The organism is Streptomyces sp. NBC_00096 (genome assembly GCF_045041305.1).
Lineage (GTDB): Bacteria > Actinomycetota > Actinomycetes > Streptomycetales > Streptomycetaceae > Streptomyces.
Genome location: NZ_CP108221.1, coordinates 4651239 through 4676528 on the forward strand (window position 1 = coordinate 4651239; position 25290 = coordinate 4676528).

31 protein-coding genes and 1 pseudogene are annotated in these 25290 nt (G+C 72.1%); 20 read left to right on the forward strand and 12 right to left on the reverse strand.

Annotated features, from left to right (window positions below):
- The first annotated feature begins 33 nt into the window (after nt 1-33).
- Nucleotides 34-927: a helix-hairpin-helix domain-containing protein gene (locus OG904_RS20410; RefSeq protein WP_405492970.1), complete on the forward strand. Its 894-nt coding sequence runs from the start codon at nt 34-36 to the stop codon at nt 925-927.
- A 9-nt stretch (nt 928-936) separates the two neighbouring features.
- Nucleotides 937-2457 carry a recombinase family protein gene (locus OG904_RS20415; protein ID WP_405492972.1) on the forward strand — a complete coding sequence of 507 codons (1521 nt, stop codon included), beginning with the start codon at nt 937-939 and terminating at the stop codon, nt 2455-2457.
- On the opposite strand, the gene OG904_RS20420 is transcribed toward OG904_RS20415, so the two are convergent.
- On the reverse strand, nt 2454-3134 hold the full coding sequence (locus OG904_RS20420; RefSeq protein ID WP_405492974.1) for a hypothetical protein: 681 nt from the start codon (nt 3132-3134) through the stop codon (nt 2454-2456). The two genes, OG904_RS20415 and OG904_RS20420, sit on opposite strands and share 4 nt — an antisense overlap.
- Before the next feature lie 140 nt (nt 3135-3274).
- Between OG904_RS20420 and OG904_RS20425 the strand changes: the two genes are divergently transcribed.
- From OG904_RS20425 to OG904_RS20470, 10 genes are all read left to right on the forward strand, one after another.
- Entirely contained in the window at nt 3275-3514 is a 240-nt protein-coding gene (locus OG904_RS20425; RefSeq protein ID WP_405492976.1) for a helix-turn-helix domain-containing protein, read from the forward strand.
- A gap of 242 nt (nt 3515-3756) precedes the next feature.
- On the forward strand, nt 3757-4326 hold the full coding sequence (locus OG904_RS20430) for a DUF6907 domain-containing protein (RefSeq protein WP_405492978.1): 570 nt from the start codon (nt 3757-3759) through the stop codon (nt 4324-4326).
- Entirely contained in the window at nt 4323-4808 is a 486-nt protein-coding gene (locus tag OG904_RS20435; protein WP_405492980.1) for a hypothetical protein, read from the forward strand. Before OG904_RS20430 ends, OG904_RS20435 begins: the two co-directional genes overlap by 4 nt.
- Before the next feature lie 5 nt (nt 4809-4813).
- On the forward strand, nt 4814-6193 hold the full coding sequence (locus OG904_RS20440; RefSeq protein ID WP_405498143.1) for an AAA family ATPase: 1380 nt from the start codon (nt 4814-4816) through the stop codon (nt 6191-6193).
- Nucleotides 6194-6204: 11 nt separating this feature from the next.
- Nucleotides 6205-6423, forward strand: coding sequence for a hypothetical protein (locus OG904_RS20445; protein WP_405492982.1), 219 nt, complete (start codon nt 6205-6207; stop codon nt 6421-6423).
- Nucleotides 6420-6596, forward strand: coding sequence for a hypothetical protein (locus tag OG904_RS20450; RefSeq protein ID WP_405492984.1), 177 nt, complete (start codon nt 6420-6422; stop codon nt 6594-6596). The genes OG904_RS20445 and OG904_RS20450 overlap by 4 nt, the downstream gene beginning before the upstream one ends.
- A gap of 74 nt (nt 6597-6670) precedes the next feature.
- On the forward strand, nt 6671-7051 hold the full coding sequence (locus tag OG904_RS20455; RefSeq protein ID WP_405492986.1) for a hypothetical protein: 381 nt from the start codon (nt 6671-6673) through the stop codon (nt 7049-7051).
- Entirely contained in the window at nt 7035-7445 is a 411-nt protein-coding gene (locus OG904_RS20460) for a hypothetical protein (RefSeq protein ID WP_405492988.1), read from the forward strand. Before OG904_RS20455 ends, OG904_RS20460 begins: the two co-directional genes overlap by 17 nt.
- Nucleotides 7445-8128, forward strand: a complete 684-nt coding sequence (locus tag OG904_RS20465) for a hypothetical protein (RefSeq protein ID WP_405492990.1) — start codon at nt 7445-7447, stop codon at nt 8126-8128. The genes OG904_RS20460 and OG904_RS20465 overlap by 1 nt, the downstream gene beginning before the upstream one ends.
- 2 nt (nt 8129-8130) lie before the next feature.
- A complete protein-coding gene (locus tag OG904_RS20470) occupies nt 8131-8853 on the forward strand; it encodes a hypothetical protein (protein WP_405492992.1) in 723 nt (240 codons plus the stop codon).
- A 16-nt stretch (nt 8854-8869) separates the two neighbouring features.
- Here the strand turns inward: OG904_RS20470 and OG904_RS20475 are convergent, their stop codons facing one another.
- Genes OG904_RS20475 through OG904_RS20485 form a run of 3 tightly spaced genes read right to left on the reverse strand, consistent with a single transcriptional unit; the run spans nt 8870 to nt 10488 of the window.
- Complete coding sequence (locus tag OG904_RS20475) at nt 8870-9718, reverse strand: helix-turn-helix domain-containing protein (RefSeq protein ID WP_405492994.1); 849 nt, start codon at nt 9716-9718, stop codon at nt 8870-8872.
- Nucleotides 9719-9737: 19 nt separating this feature from the next.
- Complete coding sequence (locus tag OG904_RS20480; protein ID WP_405492996.1) at nt 9738-10256, reverse strand: DUF6879 family protein; 519 nt, start codon at nt 10254-10256, stop codon at nt 9738-9740.
- The gene (locus OG904_RS20485; RefSeq protein ID WP_405492998.1) at nt 10231-10488 is read right to left on the reverse strand and encodes a hypothetical protein; all 258 of its coding nucleotides are present in this window, start codon (nt 10486-10488) and stop codon (nt 10231-10233) included. Before OG904_RS20485 ends, OG904_RS20480 begins: the two co-directional genes overlap by 26 nt.
- Before the next feature lie 376 nt (nt 10489-10864).
- Here OG904_RS20485 and OG904_RS20490 point away from each other — a divergent pair, with 376 nt between their 5' ends.
- Together OG904_RS20490 and OG904_RS20495 are read left to right on the forward strand one after the other, a co-directional pair.
- Nucleotides 10865-11329, forward strand: coding sequence for a hypothetical protein (locus tag OG904_RS20490; RefSeq protein ID WP_405493000.1), 465 nt, complete (start codon nt 10865-10867; stop codon nt 11327-11329).
- A complete protein-coding gene (locus OG904_RS20495; RefSeq protein ID WP_405493002.1) occupies nt 11326-11637 on the forward strand; it encodes a hypothetical protein in 312 nt (103 codons plus the stop codon). Before OG904_RS20490 ends, OG904_RS20495 begins: the two co-directional genes overlap by 4 nt.
- 485 nt (nt 11638-12122) lie before the next feature.
- Here the strand turns inward: OG904_RS20495 and OG904_RS20500 are convergent, their stop codons facing one another.
- Genes OG904_RS20500 through OG904_RS20525 form a run of 6 tightly spaced genes read right to left on the reverse strand, consistent with a single transcriptional unit; the run spans nt 12123 to nt 13922 of the window.
- The gene (locus OG904_RS20500) at nt 12123-12632 is read right to left on the reverse strand and encodes a hypothetical protein (protein ID WP_405493004.1); all 510 of its coding nucleotides are present in this window, start codon (nt 12630-12632) and stop codon (nt 12123-12125) included.
- A gap of 7 nt (nt 12633-12639) precedes the next feature.
- Nucleotides 12640-12801, reverse strand: coding sequence for a hypothetical protein (locus OG904_RS20505; protein WP_405493006.1), 162 nt, complete (start codon nt 12799-12801; stop codon nt 12640-12642).
- 2 nt (nt 12802-12803) lie between these two features.
- Complete coding sequence (locus OG904_RS20510) at nt 12804-13079, reverse strand: hypothetical protein (RefSeq protein WP_405493008.1); 276 nt, start codon at nt 13077-13079, stop codon at nt 12804-12806.
- The gene (locus OG904_RS20515) at nt 13076-13414 is read right to left on the reverse strand and encodes a DUF6907 domain-containing protein (protein WP_405493010.1); all 339 of its coding nucleotides are present in this window, start codon (nt 13412-13414) and stop codon (nt 13076-13078) included. Before OG904_RS20515 ends, OG904_RS20510 begins: the two co-directional genes overlap by 4 nt.
- A 14-nt stretch (nt 13415-13428) precedes the next feature.
- Nucleotides 13429-13650 carry a hypothetical protein gene (locus tag OG904_RS20520; protein WP_405493012.1) on the reverse strand — a complete coding sequence of 74 codons (222 nt, stop codon included), beginning with the start codon at nt 13648-13650 and terminating at the stop codon, nt 13429-13431.
- Complete coding sequence (locus OG904_RS20525) at nt 13647-13922, reverse strand: hypothetical protein (protein ID WP_405493014.1); 276 nt, start codon at nt 13920-13922, stop codon at nt 13647-13649. Before OG904_RS20525 ends, OG904_RS20520 begins: the two co-directional genes overlap by 4 nt.
- A gap of 555 nt (nt 13923-14477) precedes the next feature.
- Between OG904_RS20525 and OG904_RS20530 the strand changes: the two are divergent.
- A pseudogene (locus OG904_RS20530) lies at nt 14478-16700 on the forward strand (ComEC/Rec2 family competence protein); the annotation flags it as partial.
- A 136-nt stretch (nt 16701-16836) separates the two neighbouring features.
- A complete protein-coding gene (locus tag OG904_RS20535) occupies nt 16837-17718 on the forward strand; it encodes a YceI family protein (protein WP_405493016.1) in 882 nt (293 codons plus the stop codon).
- Between the two features lie 21 nt (nt 17719-17739).
- On the opposite strand, the gene OG904_RS20540 is transcribed toward OG904_RS20535, so the two are convergent.
- Entirely contained in the window at nt 17740-17919 is a 180-nt protein-coding gene (locus OG904_RS20540) for a hypothetical protein (RefSeq protein ID WP_405498145.1), read from the reverse strand.
- Between the two features lie 136 nt (nt 17920-18055).
- On the opposite strand from OG904_RS20540, the gene holA reads away from it, so the two are divergent.
- Nucleotides 18056-19048, forward strand: coding sequence for a DNA polymerase III subunit delta (gene holA, locus OG904_RS20545; RefSeq protein ID WP_405493018.1), 993 nt, complete (start codon nt 18056-18058; stop codon nt 19046-19048).
- 397 nt (nt 19049-19445) lie between these two features.
- Here the strand turns inward: holA and rpsT are convergent, their stop codons facing one another.
- Entirely contained in the window at nt 19446-19712 is a 267-nt protein-coding gene (gene rpsT / locus OG904_RS20550) for a 30S ribosomal protein S20 (protein ID WP_405493020.1), read from the reverse strand.
- Nucleotides 19713-19935: 223 nt separating this feature from the next.
- On the opposite strand from rpsT, the gene lepA reads away from it, so the two are divergent.
- From lepA to hemW, 3 genes are all read left to right on the forward strand, one after another.
- Nucleotides 19936-21801 (forward strand): translation elongation factor 4, encoded by a 1866-nt coding sequence (lepA, locus tag OG904_RS20555; RefSeq protein ID WP_405493022.1) that lies wholly within the window; start codon nt 19936-19938, stop codon nt 21799-21801.
- A gap of 219 nt (nt 21802-22020) precedes the next feature.
- Entirely contained in the window at nt 22021-23913 is a 1893-nt protein-coding gene (locus OG904_RS20560; RefSeq protein ID WP_405493024.1) for an AMP-dependent synthetase/ligase, read from the forward strand.
- A gap of 91 nt (nt 23914-24004) precedes the next feature.
- Complete coding sequence (hemW, locus tag OG904_RS20565) at nt 24005-25237, forward strand: radical SAM family heme chaperone HemW (RefSeq protein WP_405493026.1); 1233 nt, start codon at nt 24005-24007, stop codon at nt 25235-25237.
- Nucleotides 25238-25290 lie beyond the last annotated feature (53 nt).

Genomic DNA, 25290 nt, shown 5'->3' on the forward strand with positions numbered 1-25290 from the left:
ACGGCGTCCGAGATTCGGCCCTACTGTCGCGTCATGACTCTTCGCACACGTACCTCGCATCCCGTCGGCGCCGGCAGCGCCCCAGGTCGCTCCCGTCTCTCGGACGGCCGTCTGCGCCATCGGCGAGCCCGCCACCCCGATTACGCCGCACTGCGCCACCGGGCCGAGGCCCTGCTCGGCCCACCCCTCCCACACCCCGCCCCACCACCGGAACCCACCGCCCCACCCCCGACCCGGGCCGAGGCGTTGACCGTGCTGGGCGTGCCGCGGCCCGGTACCGCTGCGGGTCCCGACGCCGCCGGGGTGCCCGGCGGAGCTGCCCGGTGGCCCGCGGTGCGGGAGCGGTTGCCCGTGTGGCTGCAGGCCCGCTGCGCGGTGGAGCCGCGCACGGTGGCGGCCGTGTCGGTGGTGCTGGTCGTGGTGGTCGGGTTCGCCGCGCAGCAGTACTGGTCGGCCCGGCCGCAGCCGGTGACCGCACCCGCCGTGCTGGCTCCCGCACCGGCCGTCGCGCCGCCGGCCACCCCCGCGCCGGGCACCGGCCCGATCCTGGTGGACGTCAGCGGCAAGGTCCGGGACCCGGGGGTGCGAAGGCTGCCTCCCGGCTCACGGGTGGAGGACGCCTTGGCCGCTGCCGGGGGAGTACGCCCCGGGACGGACACCACCGGGCTCAACCGGGCCCGGGTACTGATGGACGGGGAACAGGTGCTGGTGGGCGCCCCCGCGCCGCCACCGGGAGCCGGAGGCGGCGGTGCCCCCGGGCCACTGAGCCTGGGCACGGCCACGGCCGAGCAGCTGGACGGCCTGCCGGGGGTCGGCCCGGTCCTCGCGCAGCACATCGTGGACTTCCGCACGGAGCGCGGGGGCTTCCGCTCGGTGGAGGAGCTCCGCCAGGTCAACGGGATCGGCGATCCTACATGTAGACGCTAACCTGTGGCTATGAAGCCGACGAGAGCAGTCCTGCTTGTTCGAATCAGCTACCGCAAGCCCGAGGATGACGTCGAGGAGACCGGCGTCGAGGGCGAGGGGAAGCGGCGCCGCGCCGAGTTCTCCAAGGGCATCGGCCGCCAGGAGGACGACGGACGTGCGCTCGCCGAGCGGCTCGGCTGGCAGATCGCCGAGGTGATCCCCGAAGACGACACCTCGGCCTTCAAGCGACGCAAGATCAAGCTCCCCGACGGGACCAGCGCACTCCGCACCGTACGGCCAGGGTTCCGCCGGGCCCTGGAGCTCCTCGCCTCGGGAGAGGCTGACGGGCTGATGGCCGACGACCTCGACCGCGTCGCCCGCGACCCGCGCGACCTCGAAGACCTCATCGACGTCGTCGAGTCCCGCCGGCCCCGGATCCCGGTGGAGTCCGTGACGGGCTCTCTGAGGCTCGACAACGACGCCAACATCACCATGGCCCGGGTCATGGTCGCCGTGGCTAACAAGAGCAGCCGAGACACCGCCCGCCGCGTCACCCGCAAGCACGAGGAGCTCGCTGCAGAGGGCAAGCCCGGTGGCGGAGGGTTCCGCGGCTACGGGTACACCGCCGACGGACACGAGCCGGTTGAGGCCGAGGCCGCCATCGTGCGCGAGATCGGCGCCCGAGTCCTCGGAGAGTGGGACGGGTGGACCGAGGAGCAGCGCGCCAAGATCGTGCCCGAGGTCGGCGAGAGCTTGAACTCCATCGCCGCGGACTTGGTGCGCCGGAGGGTCCCCACGGTGACCGGAAAGCCTTGGGGTTCCCGGTCCATCCGTTCGGTCGTCACCAAGCCGTCAGTGGCCGGCCTGCGGGCGTATAAGGGCGAGGTAGTCGGCAAGGCCGTGTGGCCGCCCATCATCCCCGTGGAGACGTGGGAGCGGATCTGTGCTCGCCTGGCTGGCCGGGCGAGGAACGTCGACCTCACCCTCCAGCGGTGGCTGACCGGCGTACTCCGCTGCTCGCTCTGCGGCCGCATGCTCATGGGCTGGCAGGGCACTGGCGGCGTCCGGTACTGGTGCGCCACCCCCCAGGGTGGTTGCGGAAAGATCGCGGTGAACGCCGCGTTCGTCGAGAACGAAGTTGAGCGTCAGGTTCTGGAGCTGCTGAGCAAGCCCGCCGTCCTGGAGCAGCTACGGCACGTCGCGGACACCGAGACGAGCGCGGACGCTCGCGCCGAGCTTGTCGAGGACGAGGCGCAGCTCAAGCAGATGGCCGGCATGTGGGCCCGGCGCGAGATCACGTTTGCCGAGTACACCGAGGCTCGCCGGATCGTGGAGGCCCGCGTGAAGGAGTCGCGGGCGCTCATCCACTCCCGGGCCCCGCGGGTCCTTCGGGCGCTGCTGGAGGGCGACGTGACGGACGGTTGGGGGCGGCTCACCCCGGCGGAGCGGCGTGACGTCGTTCTTGCCCTGGTGCCCGGCTACGACGTGCTCCCGCACGACCGCAGCTACGGGAACAAGTTCAACCCCGGCCGACTCGTGCCCCTCGGCTAGATTCCGTCTCCGAACCGTTCCCGTGTCTGCTCGGCGTTGGCCTGGAGGAGGCGAGGGCCTGGTTCGGCACCTTCGCGGCCTGCGGCCCCGGGGCCGAGCCACCCATCCTTCCGGGCCTTCACGACCCAGCTCGACACCGTGGCTTCTGGCCGCCCAAGCGCCGCTGCCAGTCGCTTCACCGCGCCTCTGGGCTTCCCAGGAGACGACTCGGCGATGTACCCCTCGGCTACTGCCTGCATGAGTTGGTCAGGCAGTGCTGCCCGGCCGGGCGCCGCCTTCGCCGGAGTGCTGGCGGCGATGATCTCGTCGGCTGTCTGGGTTGGAGCCTGGCCGGTGAACACCGTGCTGGTGATCGGGCCTACGGTCGGCGTGCCCTTCAGCTCCTCCACCGCGAGGTGGTAGCGGACGTCGTCGAGGATCGCGCCAACGGGCACGTCCCGGAGCAGGCGTGAGGTGACGCTCGCGCCGGCATCGCCGTGGGGCCGCACTTCCAGGCGCGTGATGACCAACCCCTGAGGCCCGCGCGAGACGTCCCCATTTGCTCGCCAGTCGGCGCCGCCTCTCGCGAACTTCCGGACCACGCCACGTGCGGCTTCCGCCTCGGTCGGCTCCTTGAAGCTGGTCACCTTGGCGAAGAGCTCATCGAGCGGGGTCTCTGCCTCATGGGGGTTACTCACCCTCTGAATGTCGCACCCACCACAACGGCGGGTCAACGGACCACGGCGAAAAAGGCCGGATTGGGCTCACCGCGAGATTGAACCCATGTGGTCGGCCTACCCGCTGGACAAAGGTGTGGGGTGGGCCTACCGTATTCCTCATGAGTTCAACAGTCTCCGAGCTCATCCGAGCCCGCCTGCGAATTCGTCGCAGCCTCCCGGCACCGCACGTATGTCGTGCAGCCCGAGAGGCCGCGGGGCTGACGCAGAAGGACGTTGCGGATGCCGTGGGTGTAACCATCCAGGCGGTCAGCTACTGGGAAGCCGGACTCCGGCGCCCCCGAGGTGAGCGCTTCGACCGGTACGCCGAGGCCATCGCCGCCCTTCGGGACGCGGCATGAGCGCACGCACCCTGTCCGACATCTACGCCGAACGGCCTCTCACCGAGCAGCAGGCCCGCCGGATCGTCGCCCTACTCGGCCTCGCAGGCCAGGCCACAACGACGAGGGGGAGGGCCGGGATTGCAGTCCCGAACCCTCCCGCCGAATCCGCTCCGCATCAAGCAGCTAGCTGACACGCCAAAGCCCCGGGGCTCATCGCTGGCAGGCGACCCCGAGGCTTCGACAGAACGGATGGCACCACTATGACACGCACCTCCGCCGCTGCGCTCGCCTCCGCCACCGATCCGACCGGGAAGGAGCACCCGCTACTCGCCGACCTCCCGGCGACCCTGGCGCCCGCCCCCAGCCCGCTCACCGCCGCTGAACGTGGCAGCGACTGGATCGCCCTCTACGACTGCACCCCGTGGTGCACCCTCGACCACGCCGGCGCCGACGGCCAGCCCGGATGGCACCAGGGATCCATCCTCCAGGCCATCGCCCCCGCCCCCAACGTGAACGCCCTCCCCAGCGATGAGCCCGACACCCTCTTCGAAGCCCGCGTCACCCAGACGCGGGCCGAGGCCGCCGTGTGGGGCATCGAGTCGAAGATCTGGCTCGACTACGGCCGCGACACCCTCGAACTCGACGTCGCGGGCACCGACCGATTCATCGCCACCACGGAGGCCTTCCTCCTGAAGCTGCGGGGGCTCCGCGATCAGCTGGCCCTCGTGTCGCGCGACGACTTCCCCGGGGACCAGGACGCGCAGGTCGCGTTCCGAGCCGCGGAGGACGCCCGTATCGCCGCCATCGACGCCGCGAAGGCCGGTCGGTGACCAGCAGCGCCGAGGACCGCCCCCGCCTGGCCATCACGGCCGGGCGGGGGCGCCCCCTCCACTCCGTACCCCCTCAGGCCACACCCGGCCAGGTGACCGGGCTCCGCGCCGAAGCGCAGATTGCCGCGCTCGGTGTTGGCGCGTGGCCGGCCTATGGCACCGCAGCGTGGCTCAGCCTCGAACCGACCGACCCGCGTTGCTACGCGGCCACGTTGGAGGCCGCCGAGCTGTGGCGCCGGATGGACGCCGACCCCGACCTGTCGGATGCCGAGTGGTACGCCGCCGTGTTCGGCGACGCCCGCCGCGTCGCCTCCCAGCTCGCCGCAGCGACCAACCGGATCCGCCGCATGCGGGAGATCCACGAAGAACGGGCCAAGCCCCGCCCCGCCCGCCAGCTCAAGGCCACCCCCGGGTGGCCCCCGATCGCGATCCCGGGCCAGCCCGGCCGCTACCTCGTTCATGGTCAGGAGACCACCGCGTGACCACCATGCACGACCCCGCAGGCCTGCCGCCGGACTCCATCCGCGCGGCGGGCCTGCTGGGCGTTCCTACGCGGGCCCCCGACGGGCCCCCGCTCTGGCTCCCTGACGACACCGCCGTCCAGCCGCAGGCCGGCAAGCTGTGGGTGCCGGAGCCCCGGGGCGGCCTCACGTCCGACGAGCACTTCGAGCAGCGCGTAGCCGCCATGGCAGGCGAACTCCTCGACACCGACGGCCTCGACAAAATCACCCCGCTCCGACCCCTCGTCGGGGACCTCCTCCACCTCAACACCCTTGCGCGCGTCATCGGCCCGTCGGGGACGTTCAAGTCGTTCGTGATGATCGACATGTGCGGGCACATCGGAACCGGCCTCGCCTGGCACGGCCAGTACGTCCGCCAAGGGACCGTGGTCTACCTCGTCGCCGAGGGCGCGGAGGGCATCCGCAAGCGCGTCCGCGCGTGGGAGCAGCACCGCGGCATCCGCATGGACAACGTGCGGTTCCTGCCCCGGCCCGTGCAAGCCATGGACCCGGAATGGGAAGTCCTCACCGAGGTCATGCGCCGCATGGAACCCGCCATGATCGTGGTCGACACTCAGGCCCGGATCACGGTCGGCATCGAGGAGAACTCCAACACCGAGATGGGCCGCGTAGTCGCCCGCCTCGACCGCCTCCGCGCAGTAACCGGCGCCTGCGTCACCCTCGTCCACCACACCGGCCACGTCGGCGAGCACGGGCGCGGCGCCTCGGCGGTCAAGGGCGCACTCCAATCCGAGCTGATGATCAGCCGCAAGGGTGACCGCCTCAGCAACTACGTGCTCAGCATCAAGAGCGGCAAGCAGAAGGACGACGAGGAAGGCGACGGCCACCTCTTCGGCCTCCAAAAGATCTCCATCGACGGAGAGTTCAAGCCCGACGGCCGGCCGGTCACCTCCCTAGTGCTGGTCTCCCTCGACGCGGTCCCTGACCGGGAGCCGCTCGATGGATCCGTGGAGTGGATCGTCGCCCGCCTTGACGCCGCGAGCGTTCCCGATGACTGGGGTCGGCGCCGACTCCGCACCGAGTGTCAGCGACTCGGAATCCAGGTGCGCGACGGAAAGCTCCAGGAGGCGGCGAACCTCCGTCAGAAGCGGTTCCCAGCCCGGTTCCCGACCGATTCCGGCACGGTGGCGCCCGCCCCGGGAACCAGAACCGAAGGAACCGCAGGTCACGCCGGTTCCGCACCGGTTGGGAACACACAGGAACCGCCCTCACGCGCGCCGGTGGTTCCCTCTCTCTTTCTAGAGAGGGAACCGGCGGCGGGGGAACCGCCGGTCTGCGTCGTCTGCGACGGCGAACTCGACACCGAATGGGCCCGGCAGGGCCACGACCGCCACGTCATGTGCTGAAGGAGAACCCCGTGCCGAACTTCACCAACCTCATCGCCGGCCCGGCTGGCCTCGTCGCCCTCGTCGTCGCGAACTACCGCTGCGGCCACTGTGCGAGCGAGACCGAAGCCCGCACCGACCAGCACGGCAACCCCCACCTCGTCATCCACCACGACGACGGATGCCCCGTCCTCGCAGGCACCCTCAGCAGCCTCCCCGACACCCTCCGCGCCACCGGGAGCACCTCGTGAACGTCGACGACATCGTCGCCGCGAAGATCGCCGCCGCCCGCTACCGCATCCAAGCCGCCACCCGACGACGCGCAGAACTCGCCGAAGCCCGACGCCACGGCATCGCCGCCCGACACGCCGCCAAACTCCGCCGCCAGGCCGCAGCCGAGCAGCAGAACACCGAAGACCCCTGACCCGCCCCCGGACTCGGTTCCCCAGTTCTCGCGCAGAACGCGCGCGGGACACGTCACGAGAGGACACCCTGCTCATGCCCGTCACCCCCACCCCCGACAAGACCCCCGCGTACCCCGGGCGGGACCAGCTCAACTTGGCGCAGGCCCAGTTCCGTCGCGCGTGCGCCCGCCTGAACAAGGAAGCCATCCGGCACGACCCCGAGCTGACTCCGAAGCTCACTGCGATCGTCATCGAGGCCGCCGAACACCTGACCCGTCTGGCAGGTGAGGCCACGGCCGCTGAGAGCGGGAGCACCCGGAACAGGGCAGTGCTGAAGACGGCCGAGGAGCGGCTCCGGCGCAACCTCCGACAGGGCGCCCGCAGGGGCAGCGAGGCCGCGGCCCGCACGCTCGCGAAGCTCGACGCGCGGCAGGCCCGACGTGAGCAGGACGAGCACGGTGACGACGCGGCCTGAACCCGCGGTCATTGCGGCCGGCGGCGTGTTCCTGCCCGCAGAGGTGTGCCACCCCTTGTGGCTGGTCCTGGGCGGCCACATTGCCGCACGGCGCGCGGAGGGTGGGCAGGTGCGGCCCGAGATCGCAGCCGCGCTGGTCGCCCTCCGTGCCGCCGGCCTGGCCCACCTCACCCGCCCGACCGGCAACGGACATGCGGAACGGACATCAGCGGACATCGAAGCATCCTCAACACGTGGCCTGGTCACCACCGAGGAGCTGTCCGGCCGTCTCGGAGTGACCGGGCGACACACCCGCCGCCTTGCCGCCGCCGAGGGCATCCAGCCCGCAGCCCGCGGACTGTGGCACCCCGACGACGCCGAGCACCTCGCCCGCGCACGCAGAAAGGCCGCCTGATGCCGAAGCAGAGCCAGCCGACCATGACCCACGCCGAGATGAGCGCCATCGTGCCCGCCGCCCAGGAGCAGGCCGCCGACGCCGCCCTCGCGGTCGCCGAGGCCGAGGCCGTCATCCGCGGTGAGGCACCCGGCACCCCGGCCACCCCCGAGGCGCTGGCACAGCTCCGGCTGAACGCGGAGTACGCCGGCATGCGCGTCACCGCCGCTGAACGCCAGCTGGCAGACGAGCAGAACGCCCGCCGCCGTGCGGAGCAGGCGGCCGCCCTGGCCCGCGTCCAGAATGGGGCCGCCCGCGACCTCGGCCAGGCCGACAGCATCATCGCCGCCCTGGACGGCTGCGAGGGCGCCGTGGCCGCCCTGTGCACCGCCCTGGCCGCGCACAACGCCCGGCTGTCCCACTGGGCCACCGAGATGGGCAACGCGGGCATTGCAGCCACCCACGGGGAGGGTGCCGGCCCCGAGGGCTTTGGGTACTCGGAGGACTGCGTGACCGTGGGCACGAAGGTCTACCGGCCGATGCAGGCCGGCGTCCTCCTCGGCGCCCTCCTCCACCGGGCGCTGGCCGACTACCCGCGCCACTTCCGCTACTACACGGGCACCACCGAGCTGGCCGACCGGTGCGACCTCATCGACTCCAACGGCACCGTCGACCTGCACGACCTGATCCGGAAGGACGCATGACCATGGCCATCCCCACGCCGATGCCCACGCACGACCAGGACCCCGACATCAACGCGGCCCGCCAGACGCAGGCCGACTACCTCACCGCCGTGCAGGCAGCCCGGTCCGACTACCGCGCCTCCGACCTCGCGAAGGCCGAAGCGATCGACGCCGCGTACACCGCGTACCGCACCGCGCTGCAAGGGGCATGGGACAGCCTCACGAGCCGCCGCCGGGCCCGCCTGGAGTACCTGGAGACCCTCGTCCCGGTCGGCCCCGGCATCCCTACGGACTCGACACCAGCAGACCGCGCCGTCCTCATGGCCGCGTTCCGCGCCGCCCTGGAGCGGGCGCAGGAGACCGGCCGGGAGGGCCGCGTGAAGATGCTCCAGGACGCCGAGCGGTGGGACGACGACGCGGCCCGCCGCGGCGCCCTCACGGCGATTCTCGAAGACTCCGACTGGCACACCGTCCGGGCGTGGGCGCAGCAGCACCTGACCACCGCCGGGTACGTCGAGGAAGTCGTTGGCCTGCGTGGCGCGCTGGCCGGCACCTCGACGGACACGAACGCCCGCTTCGCCGTCCGCGAGTGCACCGCGGTTCGCCCGCCGGCCGAGGTAGTCGACCTGCCCCGGCTGCTGAGCATCCGCGACGCCGCCGAGACCGAGGGCATGCGCATGGCGGCATCCGTAGCCGCGCACGCGAGCGCGCACGCCCGCTTCCCCGCCCCCGGCCGCCTGGCCTGATCAGGCCCTTGCCCCGCTACCGCAGCGAGGCAAGGGCATCCATGACCAGCGCGCGAGCATCCGCCCCGTACACCGCCATGCGGCGCAGTTCCTCGAACGCCTTCAGGTAGAGCCCGACTTCGGAGGGCTGGGTGATGTTCACCTCCGCCGAGAGGAGCTCCACGGACACGAACGCGTCGTCGTAGACGTGGAACGTCTCCAGCGGCCACACCGTACGTGGCTCCACCGAGCGGGGGATCACCCCCAGGGACACCGCAGGCAGAGCGCCGGCCGTCAGCAGGTAGCCGAGCTGGGCAGCCATCGCGTCCGGGTCGCCCATCCGGTAGTACAAGGCTGTCTCCTCGACCACCAGCACCGCGCGGCGGCCCGAATCGTGGATGATCCGAGACCGGTCCACCCGGGCACGTGCCGCCTCGTCGCCCTCCTCCGGGTACCCCCGGAACCGCGCGATCGTTCCGAGCAGGCCGCCCGCGTAGCCCTCCGTCTGGAGTAGGCCGGGCACGAGGGTGGAGGAGTAGATCCGGAACAGTCGCGTCTCTGCGAAGATCCGCGGCCACGAGTTCTGGAGCTTCTCCAGCTCCTGCACCTGGTGGCGCCACTCGCTGTACATGGACTCGGCGCTCATGGACCGGACAACGAGGTCCGGAGCCTCATCCGGATGACCGCACGCCCCGCACCAGCGGCGTATGTCCCCTGCTGACGGAGCCGTGCGCCCGTTCTCGATGCGGGACGTCTTGGAGTGGTGCCAGCCGCAGAGGCCGGCCAGCTCGGAGACGGTCAGCCCCGCGCCCCTGCGGAGGTCGCGCAGCCGTGCGGCTACGGCTTCGCGGGCGGCCTGCGCAGAGGACGATGGGGAGGCGGGCATCGAGCGTCGGACCGTCCTGTCAGATCTTGTACTCGGCGTGCGGCGTGGCCCGCGCCCAGACCGCCTCAAAGGCTTCCGTGCACAGCTTCGCCGAGACCGGATCACTGGTGATCTCCTCGCCGAGCGACGATCCGTCACCTGCGAAGTGGTTCCAGTGCACCCACTCGCCGTCGAACAGCCAGAAGTCATTCCCGGGCAGCGCGATGGCACTGGCCTGCCTGCGCGGTAGCCACCGCACGTCCTCGCCAGCGGCGACGTTCGTGAACGTCGAGTCGTACAGGAACCGGGTGTACTCGCTGACCGGCTCCGAGACGATGCGGGCCCGGCGGATCTCAACCCCGCGGTCCACCGCGTCCACCACCAGGTCCAGCCACGGGCGCCACCAGGCTGCTCGGTTGGCCGGATCGTGCCGGTAGCCCGTACGCCAGGCCGCGAACGGGCCGGTCTCGTAGTCCACGGCGTAGGCGTCGCGCATCTCCAGGTGGAAGGCCGTGGTGCAGCCGGCCATCAGCTCATCGAAGGTGGGCGTCGAGGGCATCGCACGCCTCCCTGATGATGTGCAGCATGCGGGCCGGGATGCGGATCACGGCTTCTCCTTCAGGGATTCCTACGGCGTGGCCCGGTACTTCAGTGGCCGCGCACTCGGCCTCAAGCTCCGGCCCGGGCTTCCATCCCTGGAGCACGAGCTCTGCATGCTCCAGGTCCGCCCAGACGGTTGGGCTTTGCTTGTCTCCGGTGCTGGGGTCGATTCCTACGAACAGTAGCGGCATGCCAGCCTCCTGTATCGGCCTGTGCACTTCTGTGCACCAGCGTTGTGGCCGAGCCGTAGCCGGTCAAGGTCCGGATGTAGCCAACCACGCTGGCGAGTAGGGGTGATGCACAGATCTGCACATCGCTGGCTCCGTCCCATGCCGCTCCGCCACGCTCGCAGCACCACCCGCTGACGACGGCAGGGAGTGCCCGAATGGAATCCAAGGCGACGAACCCGCCTACGTACCCCGCAGGCCGGTGGACCGCTCCCTCTCGCTGTCCCGAGTGCGGAGCCAAACCGCTGCCGATCGGTGGAGCTGAGGGCGGCGCCCTTGTCCACAACCAGGGCTGCTCGAAGGCCTGCTGACCCTGCACTCCGATACGAAGGAGACAGCCATGTCCAGCCCGTACCCCACCCCTCCGCCGTGCAGCGCAGGCAAGGGGGAGAGCCCCACCCCGGCATCCGCCCCGGGCAGCCTGCTTACCGCGGCACCGTCCGGGGACGCCCGCGAACTCCTCGGCGCTGAGGAGCTCATGACCGTCACGGCGACCCTCGCACGACTGCACCCGAACATGGGCTGGGTGATGGCCGAGCAGGTCATCAACGAGGCTCTGAAGTTCGTTGCCGCGGCTGCTCGATGCGGCGAGGCGCTTGTGCCGTCCCCCCTCGTCGACGCGGGATGGCACGCGTTGATCGAGAACACCGAGGTCTACCAGCACCTCAACCGGCGCCTCGGTGGGTTCGTTCACCACTATCCGGCCGTGGTGGGCGGCGTGCAGCCCGCCCCGGGCTGGGAGGAGCGGACGGCCGCCGCGATCGAGCGGGCCGGCTTCACCGTCGACAAGGAGCTGTGGGCATGATCACGACCGAGTTCCGTACGACTCCAACGGACGTCACCACCTGCGAGGCCTGCTGGAGGGAGCCCGTCGAGACGGCCCGCGCCGCCCGGCACGCCCACGGCCGTGACCTGTTGTGCATCCCCTGCGCTGAGGCCGGCTACCCCGCCCGCGTGGACCTGTTCCCGCCGCTGGGCATCTACCGCCTCTCGGGACGGCGCCTGAAGATGGGCAGGCACGGCGCCCCCGGCGGGCCCTCGATGCCGCCGAACCCCGGCCCGCCGCTCCCGTCGCCGCCGCCCACCCCGACCCCCGGCCGCCCACCGGTGTAGGGCCGCCCCGTGAGCGGGCCCCCGACGCGATCCGCACGCGTCGGGGGCCCTTTTGTGCACCTAGTTGCAGAACGGCGGGTCAGTGCCCGCAGTAGGGCTTGGACCACCAGCCGCAGGGCACGCAGTACTCGGCGCCGAGGAGACTCAACAGGGCTCGGATCATGAGTGGTTCACCTCCTCCCGAACCACGTGGACCGTGCACATAACCCCTTCTGGGCCCCTCTCCACCCGATCGACGCGCGCGATCTGACCTGCGTACTCGTCTCGGGAAGGGGGATCCGGAAGCGGTGGGGGAGTGGCGGACGAATCGGACAGCCCTCGCCAGTACTGCCAGCCGCACCCGGCGACCACCAGGCCCCACACGGTGAGCACTCCAGCGTCACGGGACACCGCAAACACGGCCGCCAGCGGCACCCCGGCCGCGACGGTGAGCACGCACCCGCCAGCCGTGCGGCTCGGCTCCGGGGCCTCCTCGTCGGGGGCGCTCACGCGAGTGCCCCGTAGACCGTGCCGCCCAGCCAGTTCACGGCCTGTGCGAGCGGGACCGCGGCGAACCCGGCGACGCCGGCCGAGGTGCCGAGGCAGATCCCGCACCAGGCACCGCGCTTGATGTCCGCCCCGTGCCTCGACTTCTTGACCGCAGCCACCAGGCCGACCGTGAAGATGAGCACCAGGGCGCCGCCCGTCTGCGTGAGCGGCAGGTACGTGACGCGAGCGACGTTCTGCCCGGCCTGGCCGCCGACGCCCCAGACGAGGGCGACGTCGCCGAGCCAGTTGGAGATCCACAGGGTGGTGTCGGCGATCCAGCCGATCAGGCCGCCGACACCGAGGATGGTCAGGACGCCGTAGGCCCACGAGACGAGGAACGGCAGGAGCGCGGCGGCGTGCTTCACCGGGTCCTTGCGCAGAGGCTTCGTACCGGGCCACCACCCGGTCACGTAGTGGACGAGGATGCCGAGGCCGACGGTGACGCCGCCGATGGTGACGATGTTCATGGGGTCCTCAGTGGAGGAAGGCCGCGCCGAACGCGGCGAGAAGCAGGATGAACGCGGCTGTCCCGAGAGCGGGCAGCGCGTAGAGGCCGCGGGCGCAGGCCGGGGCCGCGAGGGTGAGCCCCGCGAACCCGACCGCCGTCGCCGCGGCGAAGAACACGACGAGGAGCACGGCTACGCCGCTCCGGGGCTGTCCGTCATACGCGCGGCCGGGGCCGTCGGAACGCCGTCATATGCGGGCACCCGGACCGCCATACGCGCAGGTGCGACGCCGTCCGGGTAGAGCCCGGACTCCCACACCCACGCGTACCCGTGCGCCAGGAACGCCACCGCGTAACGGACCGCGTCGGACGCCGTCATACCGGTCCGCATGACGATCGCGAGGTCGTCGGACAGGGTCTCGTCCACGCGGACCGACAGGCACTTGCCGGCCTTCGGCGGAGTGGTCACCAGGCACCCCCGGCGCGGAGCGTGGCCAGCCGGTCGGCGAACTCGACGAGCAGCGCCGCCCGCGCGGCCATGCCCGCGGCGAACTCCCGCAGGCCGTCAGGGTCCAGCGTCGCGCCGGGTACGACGATCCCGACGTGGACGCTCACCGGGATGGTCTTGGTGCCGTACGGGAACTCGACGAGCTCGGCCTCCATGTCGACCAGGCCGGGCGGTACGGGGAGCGGTGCCGCGTGGTGGAGGTCGACGCGGTGCTCGGCCGGGCCGTCGGGGTGGCCGGCGCACCAGGACGGTTCGGGGAGGGTGACCGGCCCGTGGTCGAGGGTGTGCACGGTCACCGTGCGAGCCCCGGTCACTGGTCGGCCTTGTTGTCGAGCGCGGCAAGCAGGTCGTGGAGGGCGATCTCCAGGTGCACCGCGGCGCCGAGCATGGCCCGGTTGTCGTAGATGTTCGCGGCCTGCTGCTGGGCGAGGGTGTCGCGGGCCCGCTCGACGGCGAAGTCCAGCGGCGGCGTCCACCTCTCGGCGTCGCGCTCCGGGTCGCGCAGCGGCTCGTGCCTCACGTCGGCGCTCACTGGTCACCGCCCGCGGCCAGGCGGAGCTCGGCGGCGTACCGGCTACGGGTCATGCCCGTCTCGACGGCCGGCGCGAAGGTGAGGAGGAGCTCCTCTGCGTGCTCGGCGCGTGAAGTGCCGTAGCCGTGCCTGCGGGCGGCGAAGGTGAGGGCGAGGGCGGTGCGGATGCTCTCGCGCATGGGGTGCTGGGGGCGCTCGGCGGTGAGCCGTGCGGCGATCTGCTGGAGCAGGGCGCGGGTGTCTGCGTCGGGCAGGCGTGTACGTTCTGACATGGGCCTGTCTCCCCTTTATATGGAAGGGCGTTTCGGGCCAAGGCCCCTGCCGGTGCTCCAACACCGTCGGGGGCCGCCCTTTGCTCTTTTGCTAGATAGGCATGTACGTCTCGGCGAGCGACGCTTCGCCGACCTGCGGAAGCTGGTGCGGCCGTGAGCCGCCACCGCGAGCCGGCCCCAGACCCGGAGTCCCCGCCGGCGGGAGGACCGGCGCCCGTGCCGGGGCCCGTGCCCAGTCCGGGGCCAGGGCCAGGGCCAGGGCCAGGGCCAGGGCCAGGGCCAGGGCCAGGGCCGGGACTGCGGTCGGGGCCGGGACCGGTCTCGGGGCCGGGACCACGATCGGAGCCGGCGTCGGAGCCGGCGTCGGAGCCGGCGTCGGAGTCGGGTGTGCGGAGCGGGGTGGGGGAGTGGGGGGCCGGGGGTGTGCGGGGGGTGGATCTGCGGCTGGTGGGGCCCGCCCTGGCGGCCTGGGCGGGGGCTGCCGTCGCACTGGGCGTACCCGGCGGCCCGAGTGCCCTGGCGGCGGGGCTGGGGGTGGGCGCGGCCGGGCTGCTGATGCTGGTCGGCCGCCGGCGCCCGGAGCCGTTCTGGAAGGCCGGGACGGCCGTGGCGGCGGCGCTGCTGTGCGCGGCCGCCGGGGCGGGGGTCGCGGGGCTCCAGCGGGCCGAGGCACGGGCCGGGCCGGTGCCGGGGCTGGCCCGGGAGCACACCCGGGTGCTCGCGGACCTCACCGTCGCTTCCGATCCCCGGATCACCCGGGGCGGGAACGGGCCGCCCGTGGTGGTGCTCGACGCGGTGCTGACCCGGGTGACCGGGCCGAACGGTGCCCGGACCCGGGTGTCGACCCCGGTACGGGTACTGGCCGGGCATCCGGGGTGGGCCGGGCTGCTGCCCTCGACCCGGGTCGAGGTGGTCGCCCGGCTGGCCCCGGAGCGGGGCACGGAGCGGGCCGTGGCCCTGCTCCGGCCGCCCGGGGACGCGCCACCGCGGGTGACCGGCGGCCCGGACGCCGCGCAGCGGATCGCCGGACGGCTGCGGGCCGGGCTGCGCGAGGTCACCGAGGGGCTGGCGCCCGACGCCAGGGCCCTGCTGCCCGGGCTGGTGGTCGGGGACACCTCCCGGGTGGAGCCCGATCTGCACGAGGCGTTCCGGGCCACCGATCTGCTGCACCTGCTGGCCGTCTCCGGGTCGAACCTGACCGTGGTGCTCTTCCTGCTCATCGGGGCGCCGGCCCGCGCGCAGCAGGCCGAGCGGGGCGGTCTGGCGCCGCGGCTGGGGCTCTCGCTGCGGGCGACGGCCCTGTGCGGCACGGCGCTGACCCTGGCGTTCGTGGTGGTCTGCCGGCCGGAGCCGAGCGTGCTGCGGGCGGCCGCCTGCGGCTCGGTCACCTTGCTGGCCATCGCCACCGGGCGGCGCAGGTCCCTGATCCCGGCCCTGGCCGCGGCCGTACTGCTGCTGGTGCTCTACGACCCCTGGCTGGCCCGAAGCCATGGATTCCTCCTCTCCGTCCTGGCCACCGGGGCCCTGCTGACGCTCGCTCCCCGGTGGAGCGAGACCCTGCGGCGGCGCGGGATGCGGCAGCGCCCGGCCGAGGCGCTGGCCGCCGCGGCGGCGGCCCAGGCGGTGTGCGCGCCGGTCGTCGCGGTCCTGGCGGCCCGGGTGAGCCTGGTGGCGGTGCCGTGCAATCTGCTGGCCGAGCTGGCCGCGGGACCCGCGACGGTCCTCGGGTTCGCCGCGCTCGCGGCGGCCCCGCTGTGCAGGCCGGTGGCCGAGCTGCTGGCCCGGTGCGCGGGGGTGCCCGCCGGGTGGATCGCGGCCGTGGCGCGGGGTGGGGCGCGGCTGCCGGGAGCGGAGCTGGGCTGGCCCGGCGGGGTGGGTGGAGGGCTGCTGCTCGCCGCCGCCACCTTGGCGGTGGTGGGGATCGCCGCGCGCTTCGGCCGCCGGCGATGGTTCGCCTCCGCACTGGCCGTGGTGCTGCTCCTCGCCGTGCTGAGGCCGCCACTGGTCACTCGTACGGTCAAAGGCTGGCCGCCGGCCGGCTGGAGCTACGCGCAGTGCGCGGTCGGCCAAGGGGACGCCGCCGTACTCGCCGTGGCTCCGGGAACGGCCGTGGTGGTGGACGCGGGCCCCGAGCCCGGGCCGGTGGACGCGTGCCTGAGGGCGCTGGGCGTGAGGCGGGTGCCGCTCCTGCTCCTGACGCACTTTCACGCCGACCACGTGGGCGGGCTGACGGGCGTGCTGAGGGGCCGGACGGTGGGTGTGGTGCAAGTCACCGGACTGGAAGAGCCCCCGGGGCAGGCGCGGTTCGTACGGCGGACGGCGGCCGCCGCCGGGGTTCCCGTCGTCCCCGCGCTGGACGGGGAGCGGCGCCGGGCCGGACCGCTGGAGTGGCAGGTGCTGTGGCCGCCGGCCGGGGGCCCGCCTCCGGAGGGCCCCAACGACGCGAGCGTGGCCCTCCTGGTGCGCACGGCGGGCCTGACCCTGCTCATGCTGGGTGACCTCGAGCCGGCCTCCCAGCAGGCCTTGCTGAGGAACCATCCGGAACTGGGACCGGTCGACGTGCTGAAGGTCGCCCACCACGGCAGCGCACACCAGGATCCCGGGCTGTACCAGCGGATCCGGCCGCGCCTGGCGATCGTCCCGGTGGGCGCGGGGAACAGGTACGGGCATCCCGCGGCGGGTACGCTCGCGCGGTTGCGGGCGTCGGGCGCGGTGGTGCTGCGCACCGATCGGGACGGTTCCGTCGCCGTGACGGGCAGCGGTTCGCGGTTGCGGGCATTCCCGGCCATTCGGCGACGGGTCCGGCACGGGCATACCAGGCGTGACCACTCTGTTTGCCCCGAACCCGACAGCATGATCGAATGCGTTTTCGCCAGAGTGGTTCAAGCACAGACAGCACGGGGGTGCATAAACCATGTTCGGTCGCAGACGGGGGATGGAGACGGCGGGAAGCGCCGGTTCCCAGACTTCCGCGACACTGACGCTTCCTCATACGGCGTGTCTGCTCACCTGCCGGGTCCTCGACACGGTCCACCAGCCGCTCAGGCAGGCCGAGTTCGAGGTGACCGACCCGATCGGCCGCCGCATCGTCGGCGGGCAGACGGATCCGTACGGCGGGTTCACGGCGGCGGTGCCGGCGGGCGAGTACCGGCTGACCGTCACGGCCGAGGGCTACGCGCCCTTCCACGGGGCGACCCTGGTGGGGGACCCGGCGCAGCCGGGCACCAGGGAGATCGTCCTCGACGCGGTGGAGCCGCCGCTGCTGCCGCAGCCGGGCCACTGGGAGCTCGACCCGGCGCACTCCTCGATCGGGTTCTCGGCCCGCCACATCGGCTTCGCCCGGATCAACGGACGGTTCAACACCTTCGCCGGCGCGGTCCGGATAGCCGACCGCATGGAGGACTCCTCCATGCGCGTGATCATCGACGCGGCGAGCATCGACACGGGGCTGCGGATGCGGGACGACCACCTGCGCTCCGCGGACTTCCTGGACGCGGCCCGCCACCCGACGGTGGAGTTCTACAGCGAGCGGTTCATCCACCGCAGCGGCAGCCGGTGGTCCGTGGCGGGCGCGCTCACCCTCCACGGGGTCAGCCGGTCCGTCACCCTGGACACCCAGTACCTGGGCCTGGGCACGGGCCTGGAGGGCGAACCGCGGGCGGCCTGCCGGTCGACGGCCGCACTGAACCGCGAGGACTTCACGCTGAACTGGCAGTCGATCCTGGCGCACGGGGTCGCGGCGATCGGTTCCAGCGTGGACGTGGAGCTGGACATGCAGGTCGTGCACAAGGCCTGACCCGGCGGCGCCCGGGACCCGCTACGGGGCTTCGAGCCAGCCGTCGTACTCGGAGACGAGCTCGTCCAGTGCGGCGGTGTCGAGCCGCTCGCGCGGATCCTCGACGACCACCAGCCACTGGGCGTCCTCGGCGTCGTCCTCGCCGGCGAGGGCGTCGCGGACCAGCTGCGGTTCTTCCGGGAGGCCGAAGCGGTCGACCATCTCGCGCGCCACCTCCTCGGCGGCGTCGCGGTCGGGCAGGACCAGTACATGTCGCACGTTCACCCGGACATTCTCGGGTACGGGGAAGGGGGCGCGGAGAGGGGGGCTGTCGGTGCGGCGTGGGATGCTGGACGCGATGGCCACCAGGAAGAATTCCACCGACGATCCGCTCGCCCCGATCACCCTCGCGGTGGGGCAGGAGGACCTGCTGCTCGACCGCGCCGTGCGGGAAGTGGTGACCGCGGCCCGGGCCGCCGACGCCGACACGGACCTGCGAGACCTCGCGTCCGAACAGCTCCAGCCCGGCACGCTGGCCGAGCTGACCAGCCCTTCGCTCTTCTCGGAGCGCAAGGTGCTGGTCGTGCGCAACGCGCAGGACCTGTCGGCGGACACGGTCAAGGAGGTCAAGGCGTACCTCGCCGCGCCGTACGAGGAGATCAGCCTCGTCCTGCTGCACGCGGGCGGCGTCAAGGGCAAGGGGCTGCTGGACGCCGCGCGCAAGGCGGGTGCCCGCGAGATCGCCTGCCCGAAGATGACGAAGCCGGCGGACCGGCTGGCGTTCGTGCGGGGGGAGTTCCGCACGCTGGGGCGTTCCGCCACGCCGGAGGCCTGCCAGACGCTGGTCGACGCGATCGGCAGCGATCTGCGGGAGCTGGCGAGCGCGGCGGCGCAGCTGTGCGCGGACGTCGAGGGCACGATCGACGAGGCCGTGGTCGGCCGCTACTACACGGGCCGGGCGGAGGCGTCGAGCTTCACGGTCGCCGACCGGGCGGTCGAGGGCCGGGCCGCGGAGGCGCTGGAAGCCCTGCGCTGGTCCCTGTCCACCGGGGTGGCGCCGGTCCTGATCACCAGCGCGCTGGCCCAGGCGGTGCGGGCGATCGGGAAGCTGGCCTCCGCCCCGCGGGGGGCGCGTCCCGGGGACCTGGCGCGGGACCTCGGCATGCCGCCGTGGAAGATCGACCGGGTCCGGCAGCAGATGCGGGGATGGTCGGCGGACGGGGTCGCGGACGCGTTGCGTGCGGTGGCCGCGGCTGACGCGGGGGTCAAGGGCGGGGGCGACGATCCCGAGTACGCGCTGGAGAAGGCGGTCGTCGCGGTTGCGCGGGCCGCGCGGCCGCAGCGGGGTTAGTTCCCGGCTCCGCGGGCCGGGCCGCCCCCGCCCTCGGCATCGGCCTCGGCCGCCGGTGGCTCAGACGGTCCTCCCTGCCGGGCTGTCCCCTACCCACCCTTCCACCGTTCCCCAGGGCGCTGCCCGGGCCTGCGCCTCAGACGCCGGCGGGGCTGGGGTGGGCGCTGCCCGGGCCAGCCCTCAGGCGCCGGTTTGGCTGTGGGCTCCGGCGGGGCCGGCAGTGCAACGCGAAGGCCCCGGACGCGTCTCCCTGGGGAAGGGAGACGGCCGGGGCCTTCGGTTACTTCTTTGGTTGCACCGCACCCGCGTGGCGAACGCTTCGTGTGCGGCGCGGAGTGCCGGTCGGGAGCGGGAGAGAGGGCCCGCTGGATCCCTGTCCGGCGATCACATCAGGGGCTCAGGCCTGAAGGGAGGCAACCTTGGTCGCCAGCGCCGACTTCTTGTTGGCGGCGGCGTTCTTGTGGATGACACCCTTCGAGACAGCCTTGTCGAGCGCACGGGAAGCAGCGCGGGAAGCCACGGTGGCCTTCTCGACGTCACCGGCGAGGACAGCCTCACGGGCCTTGCGGATCGCGGTCTTGAGCGAGGACTTGACGGCCTTGTTGCGCAGGCGCGCCTTCTCGTTCGTCTTGTTGCGCTTGACCTGGGACTTGATGTTCGCCACGAAAGAGCCTTTGCAGGTTCAGAGTTTGATCTTCGGATTTGTGTCCCGAAAGCTAGAGGGCACACGAGACACAGCTGCTCAGGCTACCAGGCGCGCTCCGACCGGCCCAAACCGAGCGCACTCCCGCTTCCATGGGACGATGGAAGCCTGCGTACAGATCCGACTTCGCGCAGACCGACGCCCACACTTCGTTCCGACTGCGACCCGAGAATCAGGACACTGCGTGCCCGCGATCCCCAGCCACGTGCCCGAGCCGAGCCGTACCGACCCGGCGCTGATCCGCAATTTCTGCATCATCGCGCACATCGACCACGGCAAGTCGACCCTTGCCGACCGGATGCTCCAGCTCACCGGTGTGGTGGACTCGCGGCAGATGCGCGCCCAGTACCTCGACCGCATGGACATCGAGCGTGAGCGCGGCATCACGATCAAGTCCCAGGCGGTCCGACTGCCGTGGGCGCCCACCGAGGGCGAGGGCAAGGGCAACACCCACATCCTCAACATGATCGACACCCCCGGGCACGTCGACTTCACGTACGAGGTCTCGCGCTCCCTCGCCGCCTGCGAGGGCACGGTCCTCCTGGTGGACGCCGCCCAGGGCATCGAGGCGCAGACCCTCGCCAACCTGTACCTGGCGATGGAGAAGGACCTCGCGATCGTCCCGGTCCTGAACAAGATCGACCTGCCGGCCGCCCAGCCGGAGAAGTTCGCCGAGGAGCTCGCGAACCTGGTCGGCTGCCAGCCCGAGGACGTCCTGCGGGTCTCCGCCAAGACCGGTCTCGGCGTGGACGCGCTGCTCGACAAGATCGTGGCCACGGTCCCGGCCCCGGTCGGCCCCAAGGACGCCCCGGCCCGCGCGATGATCTTCGACTCGGTGTACGACTCGTACCGCGGCGTCGTGACCTACGTCCGTGTCGTCGACGGCCAGCTCAACAAGCGCGAGCGCATCCGGATGATGTCGACCGGCGCCACCCACGAGCTGCTGGAGATCGGCGTCTCCTCCCCGGAGATGACCCCGTCCGACGGCATCGGCGTCGGCGAGGTGGGCTACATCATCACCGGCGTGAAGGACGTCCGTCAGTCCAAGGTCGGTGACACGATCACCAGCCTGCACAACGGCGCGACCGAAGCCCTCGGCGGCTACAAGGACCCGAAGCCGATGGTCTTCTCGGGCCTGTACCCGCTCGACGGCTCGGAGTACCCGGACCTGCGCGAGGCCCTGGACAAGCTCCAGCTCAACGACGCCGCGCTGGTCTACGAGCCGGAGACCTCGGCGGCGCTCGGCTTCGGCTTCCGCGTCGGCTTCCTCGGCCTGCTCCACCTGGACGTGGTGCGCGAGCGCCTGGAGCGCGAGTTCGGCCTCGACCTGATCGCCACCGCGCCGAACGTGGTCTACCGCGTCGTCATGGAGGACGGCAAGGAGGTCACCGTCACCAACCCGAGCGAGTTCCCCGAGGGCAAGATCTCGGACGTGTTCGAGCCGGTCGTCCGGGCCACCCTGCTGGCGCCCTCCGAGTTCATCGGCGCGATCATGGAGCTCTGCCAGCAGCGCCGCGGCACCCTCCTCGGGATGGACTACCTCTCCGAGGACCGGGTCGAGATCCGCTACACGCTCCCGCTCGCGGAGATCGTCTTCGACTTCTTCGACCAGCTGAAGTCCAAGACGCGCGGTTACGCCTCCCTCGACTACGAGCCCACCGGCGAGCAGGCCTCCGGACTGGTCAAGGTCGACATCCTGCTGCACGGCGACAAGGTCGACGCCTTCTCCGCCGTCACGCACAAGGACGCCGCCTACGCCTACGGCGTGCGCCTCGTCGCCAAGCTGCGCGAGCTCATCCCGCGGCAGGCCTTCGAGATCCCGATCCAGGCCGCCGTCGGCTCCCGCGTCATCGCCCGCGAGACCATCCGCGCCATCCGCAAGGACGTCCTCGCCAAGTGCTACGGCGGTGACATCTCCCGTAAGCGGAAGCTGCTGGAGAAGCAGAAGGAAGGCAAGAAGCGCATGAAGATGGTCGGCTCCGTGGAGGTTCCCCAGGAGGCCTTCATCGCCGTCCTCTCCAGCGACGAGTCCGGCGGCAAGAAGAAGTAGCCGCCGCGCCGCACATCGGATACGAAGCGGGCCCCCGCGCTCCGGCGCGGGGGCCCGCTCCGTAGCCGGCCCCGCACCGGACCGGAATGCGGGGCACGGGCGCCCGCTTCGTTATGAATCGGCGTCCCAGGGGCTCTTACGCGCCAGGCGGAGGGCCCCTAGTCTGATCACTGCTCGTTGGTTACTCGCCAGTTACAAAAGCCGGTCCGGAGGATGTCCGTGAGCGACACGCAGACCTTGATCGAGAACCGCCCGCCCACCGTGGCGACCCTCTTCCTGGAGCGTGTCGCCGCCACGCCGAACGCCGAGGCCTACCGCTACCCGGTCCCCGCCGCGGACGGCAAGGGCGGACCGGACGACTGGAAGTCCCTGAGCTGGGGCCAGGCCGCCGAGCAGGTCTTCGCCATCGCGGCCGGAATCATCGAGCTCGGGATCCAGCCGGAGCAGCGCGTGGCGCTCGCCTCCAACACCCGGGTGGAGTGGATCCTCGCGGACCTCGGCGTGATGTGTGCCGGCGGCGCCGTCACCACCATCTACCCGAGCACCAACGCGGAGGAGTCGGCGTTCATCCTGTCCGACTCCGAGAGCCGGATCCTGATCGCCGAGGACGCCTCGCAGCTGGCCAAGGCCCGCGAGCGGCGCGCCGACCTGCCCGAGCTCGCCCACGTGGTGGTCCTGGAGGCCGCCGACGCGCTCGCGGCCGACGGCGACCCCGAGGGCTGGGTGCTCTCCCTCGCCGACCTGGAGGCGCGCGGCCGCGAGTACCTGGCCAAGCACCCCGAGGCGGTCAAGGAGCGGATCGCGGCCATCACCGCCGACCAGCTCGCCACCCTCATCTACACCTCCGGCACCACCGGGCGCCCCAAGGGCGTCCGGCTGCCGCACGACAACTGGTCGTACATGGCCAAGGCCACCGTGGCCACCGGCCTGATCACCAAGGACGACGTCCAGTACCTCTGGCTGCCGCTCGCGCACGTCTTCGGCAAGGTGCTCACCTCCGGCCAGATCGAGGTCGGCCACGTCACTGCCGTCGACGGCCGGATCGACAAGATCATCGAGAACCTGCCGATCGTCCAGCCGACCTACATGGCGGCCGTCCCGCGCATCTTCGAGAAGGTGTACAACGGGGTCGCGGCCAAGGCCCGGGCCGGCGGCGGCGCCAAGTACAAGATCTTCCAGTGGTCCGTCGGCGTCGCCCGCGAGTACGCCAAGGTCACCCAGGACAACTTCCGCCGCACCGGCCAGGCCACCGCGCCCTTCGCCCTCGCCACCAAGCACAAGATCGCCGACGTGCTCGTCTTCTCCAAGCTCCGCGAGGCCTTCGGCGGCAACCTGCGCGCCGCCGTCTCCGGCGCCTCCGCGCTGGCCCCCGAGATCGGCTACTTCTTCTCCGGCGCCGGCATCCACATCCTGGAGGGCTACGGACTCACCGAGTCCAGCGCCGCCTCCTTCGTCAACCCCGGAGAGGCCTACCGCACCGGCACCGTCGGCAAGCCGCTCCCCGGCACCGAGGTCCGCATCGCCGACGACGGCGAGGTCCTCCTGCGCGGCCCCGGCATCATGCAGGGCTACCACCGGCAGCCCGAGAAGACCTCCGAGGTCCTGGAGGCCGACGGCTGGCTGCACACGGGGGACATCGGCGAACTGTCGGCGGACGGCTACCTGCGCATCACCGACCGCAAGAAGGACCTGATCAAGACCTCGGGCGGCAAGTACGTGGCCCCGGCCGAGATCGAGGGCCAGTTCAAGGCGATCTGCCCGTACGTCTCCAGCATCGTCGTCCACGGAGCCGACCGGAACTTCTGCTCCGCGCTCATCGCCCTCGACGAGCCCTCCATCCTGGTCTGGGCCGCCGACAACGGCCTGGAGGGCAAGACGTACTCCCAGGTCCTGGCCGCTCCCGAGACCAACCGGCTCATCGAGACCTACGTCCAGACCCTCAACGAGGGCCTGCAGCGCTGGCAGACGGTCAAGAAGTTCCGCCTGCTGCCGCGCGACCTCGACGTGGAGCACGGCGACCTCACCCCCAGCCTCAAGCTGAAGCGCCCGGTCGTCGAGCGCGAGTTCAAGCACCTCATCGACGAGATGTACGAAGGCTCGCGCGAGGCGTAGCGCGGGGCCCGGCGCGGGGCGGGACGGCCCCGGGCGCATCCCGGGGCGCGAGCCCGTAAACGACCTTGGGGCAGTGCGGGACAATGGGCCCATGCCTTCCGCACTGCCCGACGGTGAACCCATGCCCGAAGACGGCTCGCTGCCGCTCCACGCCCTGGCGGGAGCCGGGGAGCGGCCGCTCGGGTTCTACCTGCACGTCCCGTACTGCGCCACGCGCTGCGGGTACTGCGACTTCAACACCTACACGGCCACCGAGCTGCGGGGCACCGGAGGCGTGCTCGCCTCCCGGGAGAACTACGCCGACACCCTGATCGACGAGGTCAGGCTGGCCCGCAAGGTCCTCGGCGACGACCCGAGGGCCGTGCGGACGGTGTTCGTGGGCGGTGGCACGCCCACGCTGCTGCCCGCCGGGGACCTCGTACGGATGCTCGCGGCGATCCGCGACGAATTCGGGCTGGCCGAGGACGCCGAGGTCACCACCGAGGCCAACCCGGAGTCGGTGAACCCGGAGTACCTGGCGGAGCTGCGGGCCGGCGGCTTCAACCGGATCTCCTTCGGCATGCAGAGCGCGAAGCAGCACGTCCTGAAGGTCCTGGACCGCACGCACACCCCCGGCCGCCCGGAAGCCTGCGTCGCCGAGGCGCGCGCGGCGGGCTTCGAGCACGTGAACCTGGACCTGATCTACGGGACCCCGGGGGAGTCGGACGAGGACTGGCGGGCGTCGCTGTCGGCGGCGCTGGGGGCCGGGCCCGACCACATCAGCGCCTACGCGCTGATCGTGGAGGAGGGCACCCAGCTCGCGCGGCGGATCCGGCGCGGCGAGGTCCCGATGACGGACGACGACGTCCACGCGGACCGGTACCTGATCCTCGACGCGGTGATGGCCGAGGCGGGGTACTCCTGGTACGAGGTCTCCAACTGGGCCACGTCCGAGGCCGGACGGTGCCTGCACAACGAGCTGTACTGGCGCGGGGCCGACTGGTGGGGCGCGGGCCCCGGAGCCCACTCGCACGTGGGCGGGGTGCGGTGGTGGAACGTCAAGCACCCCGGGGCGTACGCGGCGGCCCTGGCGGAGGGGCGCTCGCCCGGGGCCGGGCGGGAGCTGCTGTCGGAGGAGGACCGCCGGGTGGAGCGGATCCTGCTGGAGCTCCGGCTGGTCGACGGCGTCCCGCTGTCCCTGCTGGCCCCGGCAGGCCTGGCGGCGTCCGGCCGCGCCCTGGCCGACGGCCTTCTCGAAGCGGCTCCGTACGAGGCCGGGCGGGCCGTGCTGACCCTGCGCGGTCGGCTCCTGGCCGACGCGGTGGTCCGGGACCTGGTCGACTGACCCCCTCCGGGGGCCCGCCCCCGGACCCCCGCGCCTCAAACGCCGGCGGGACT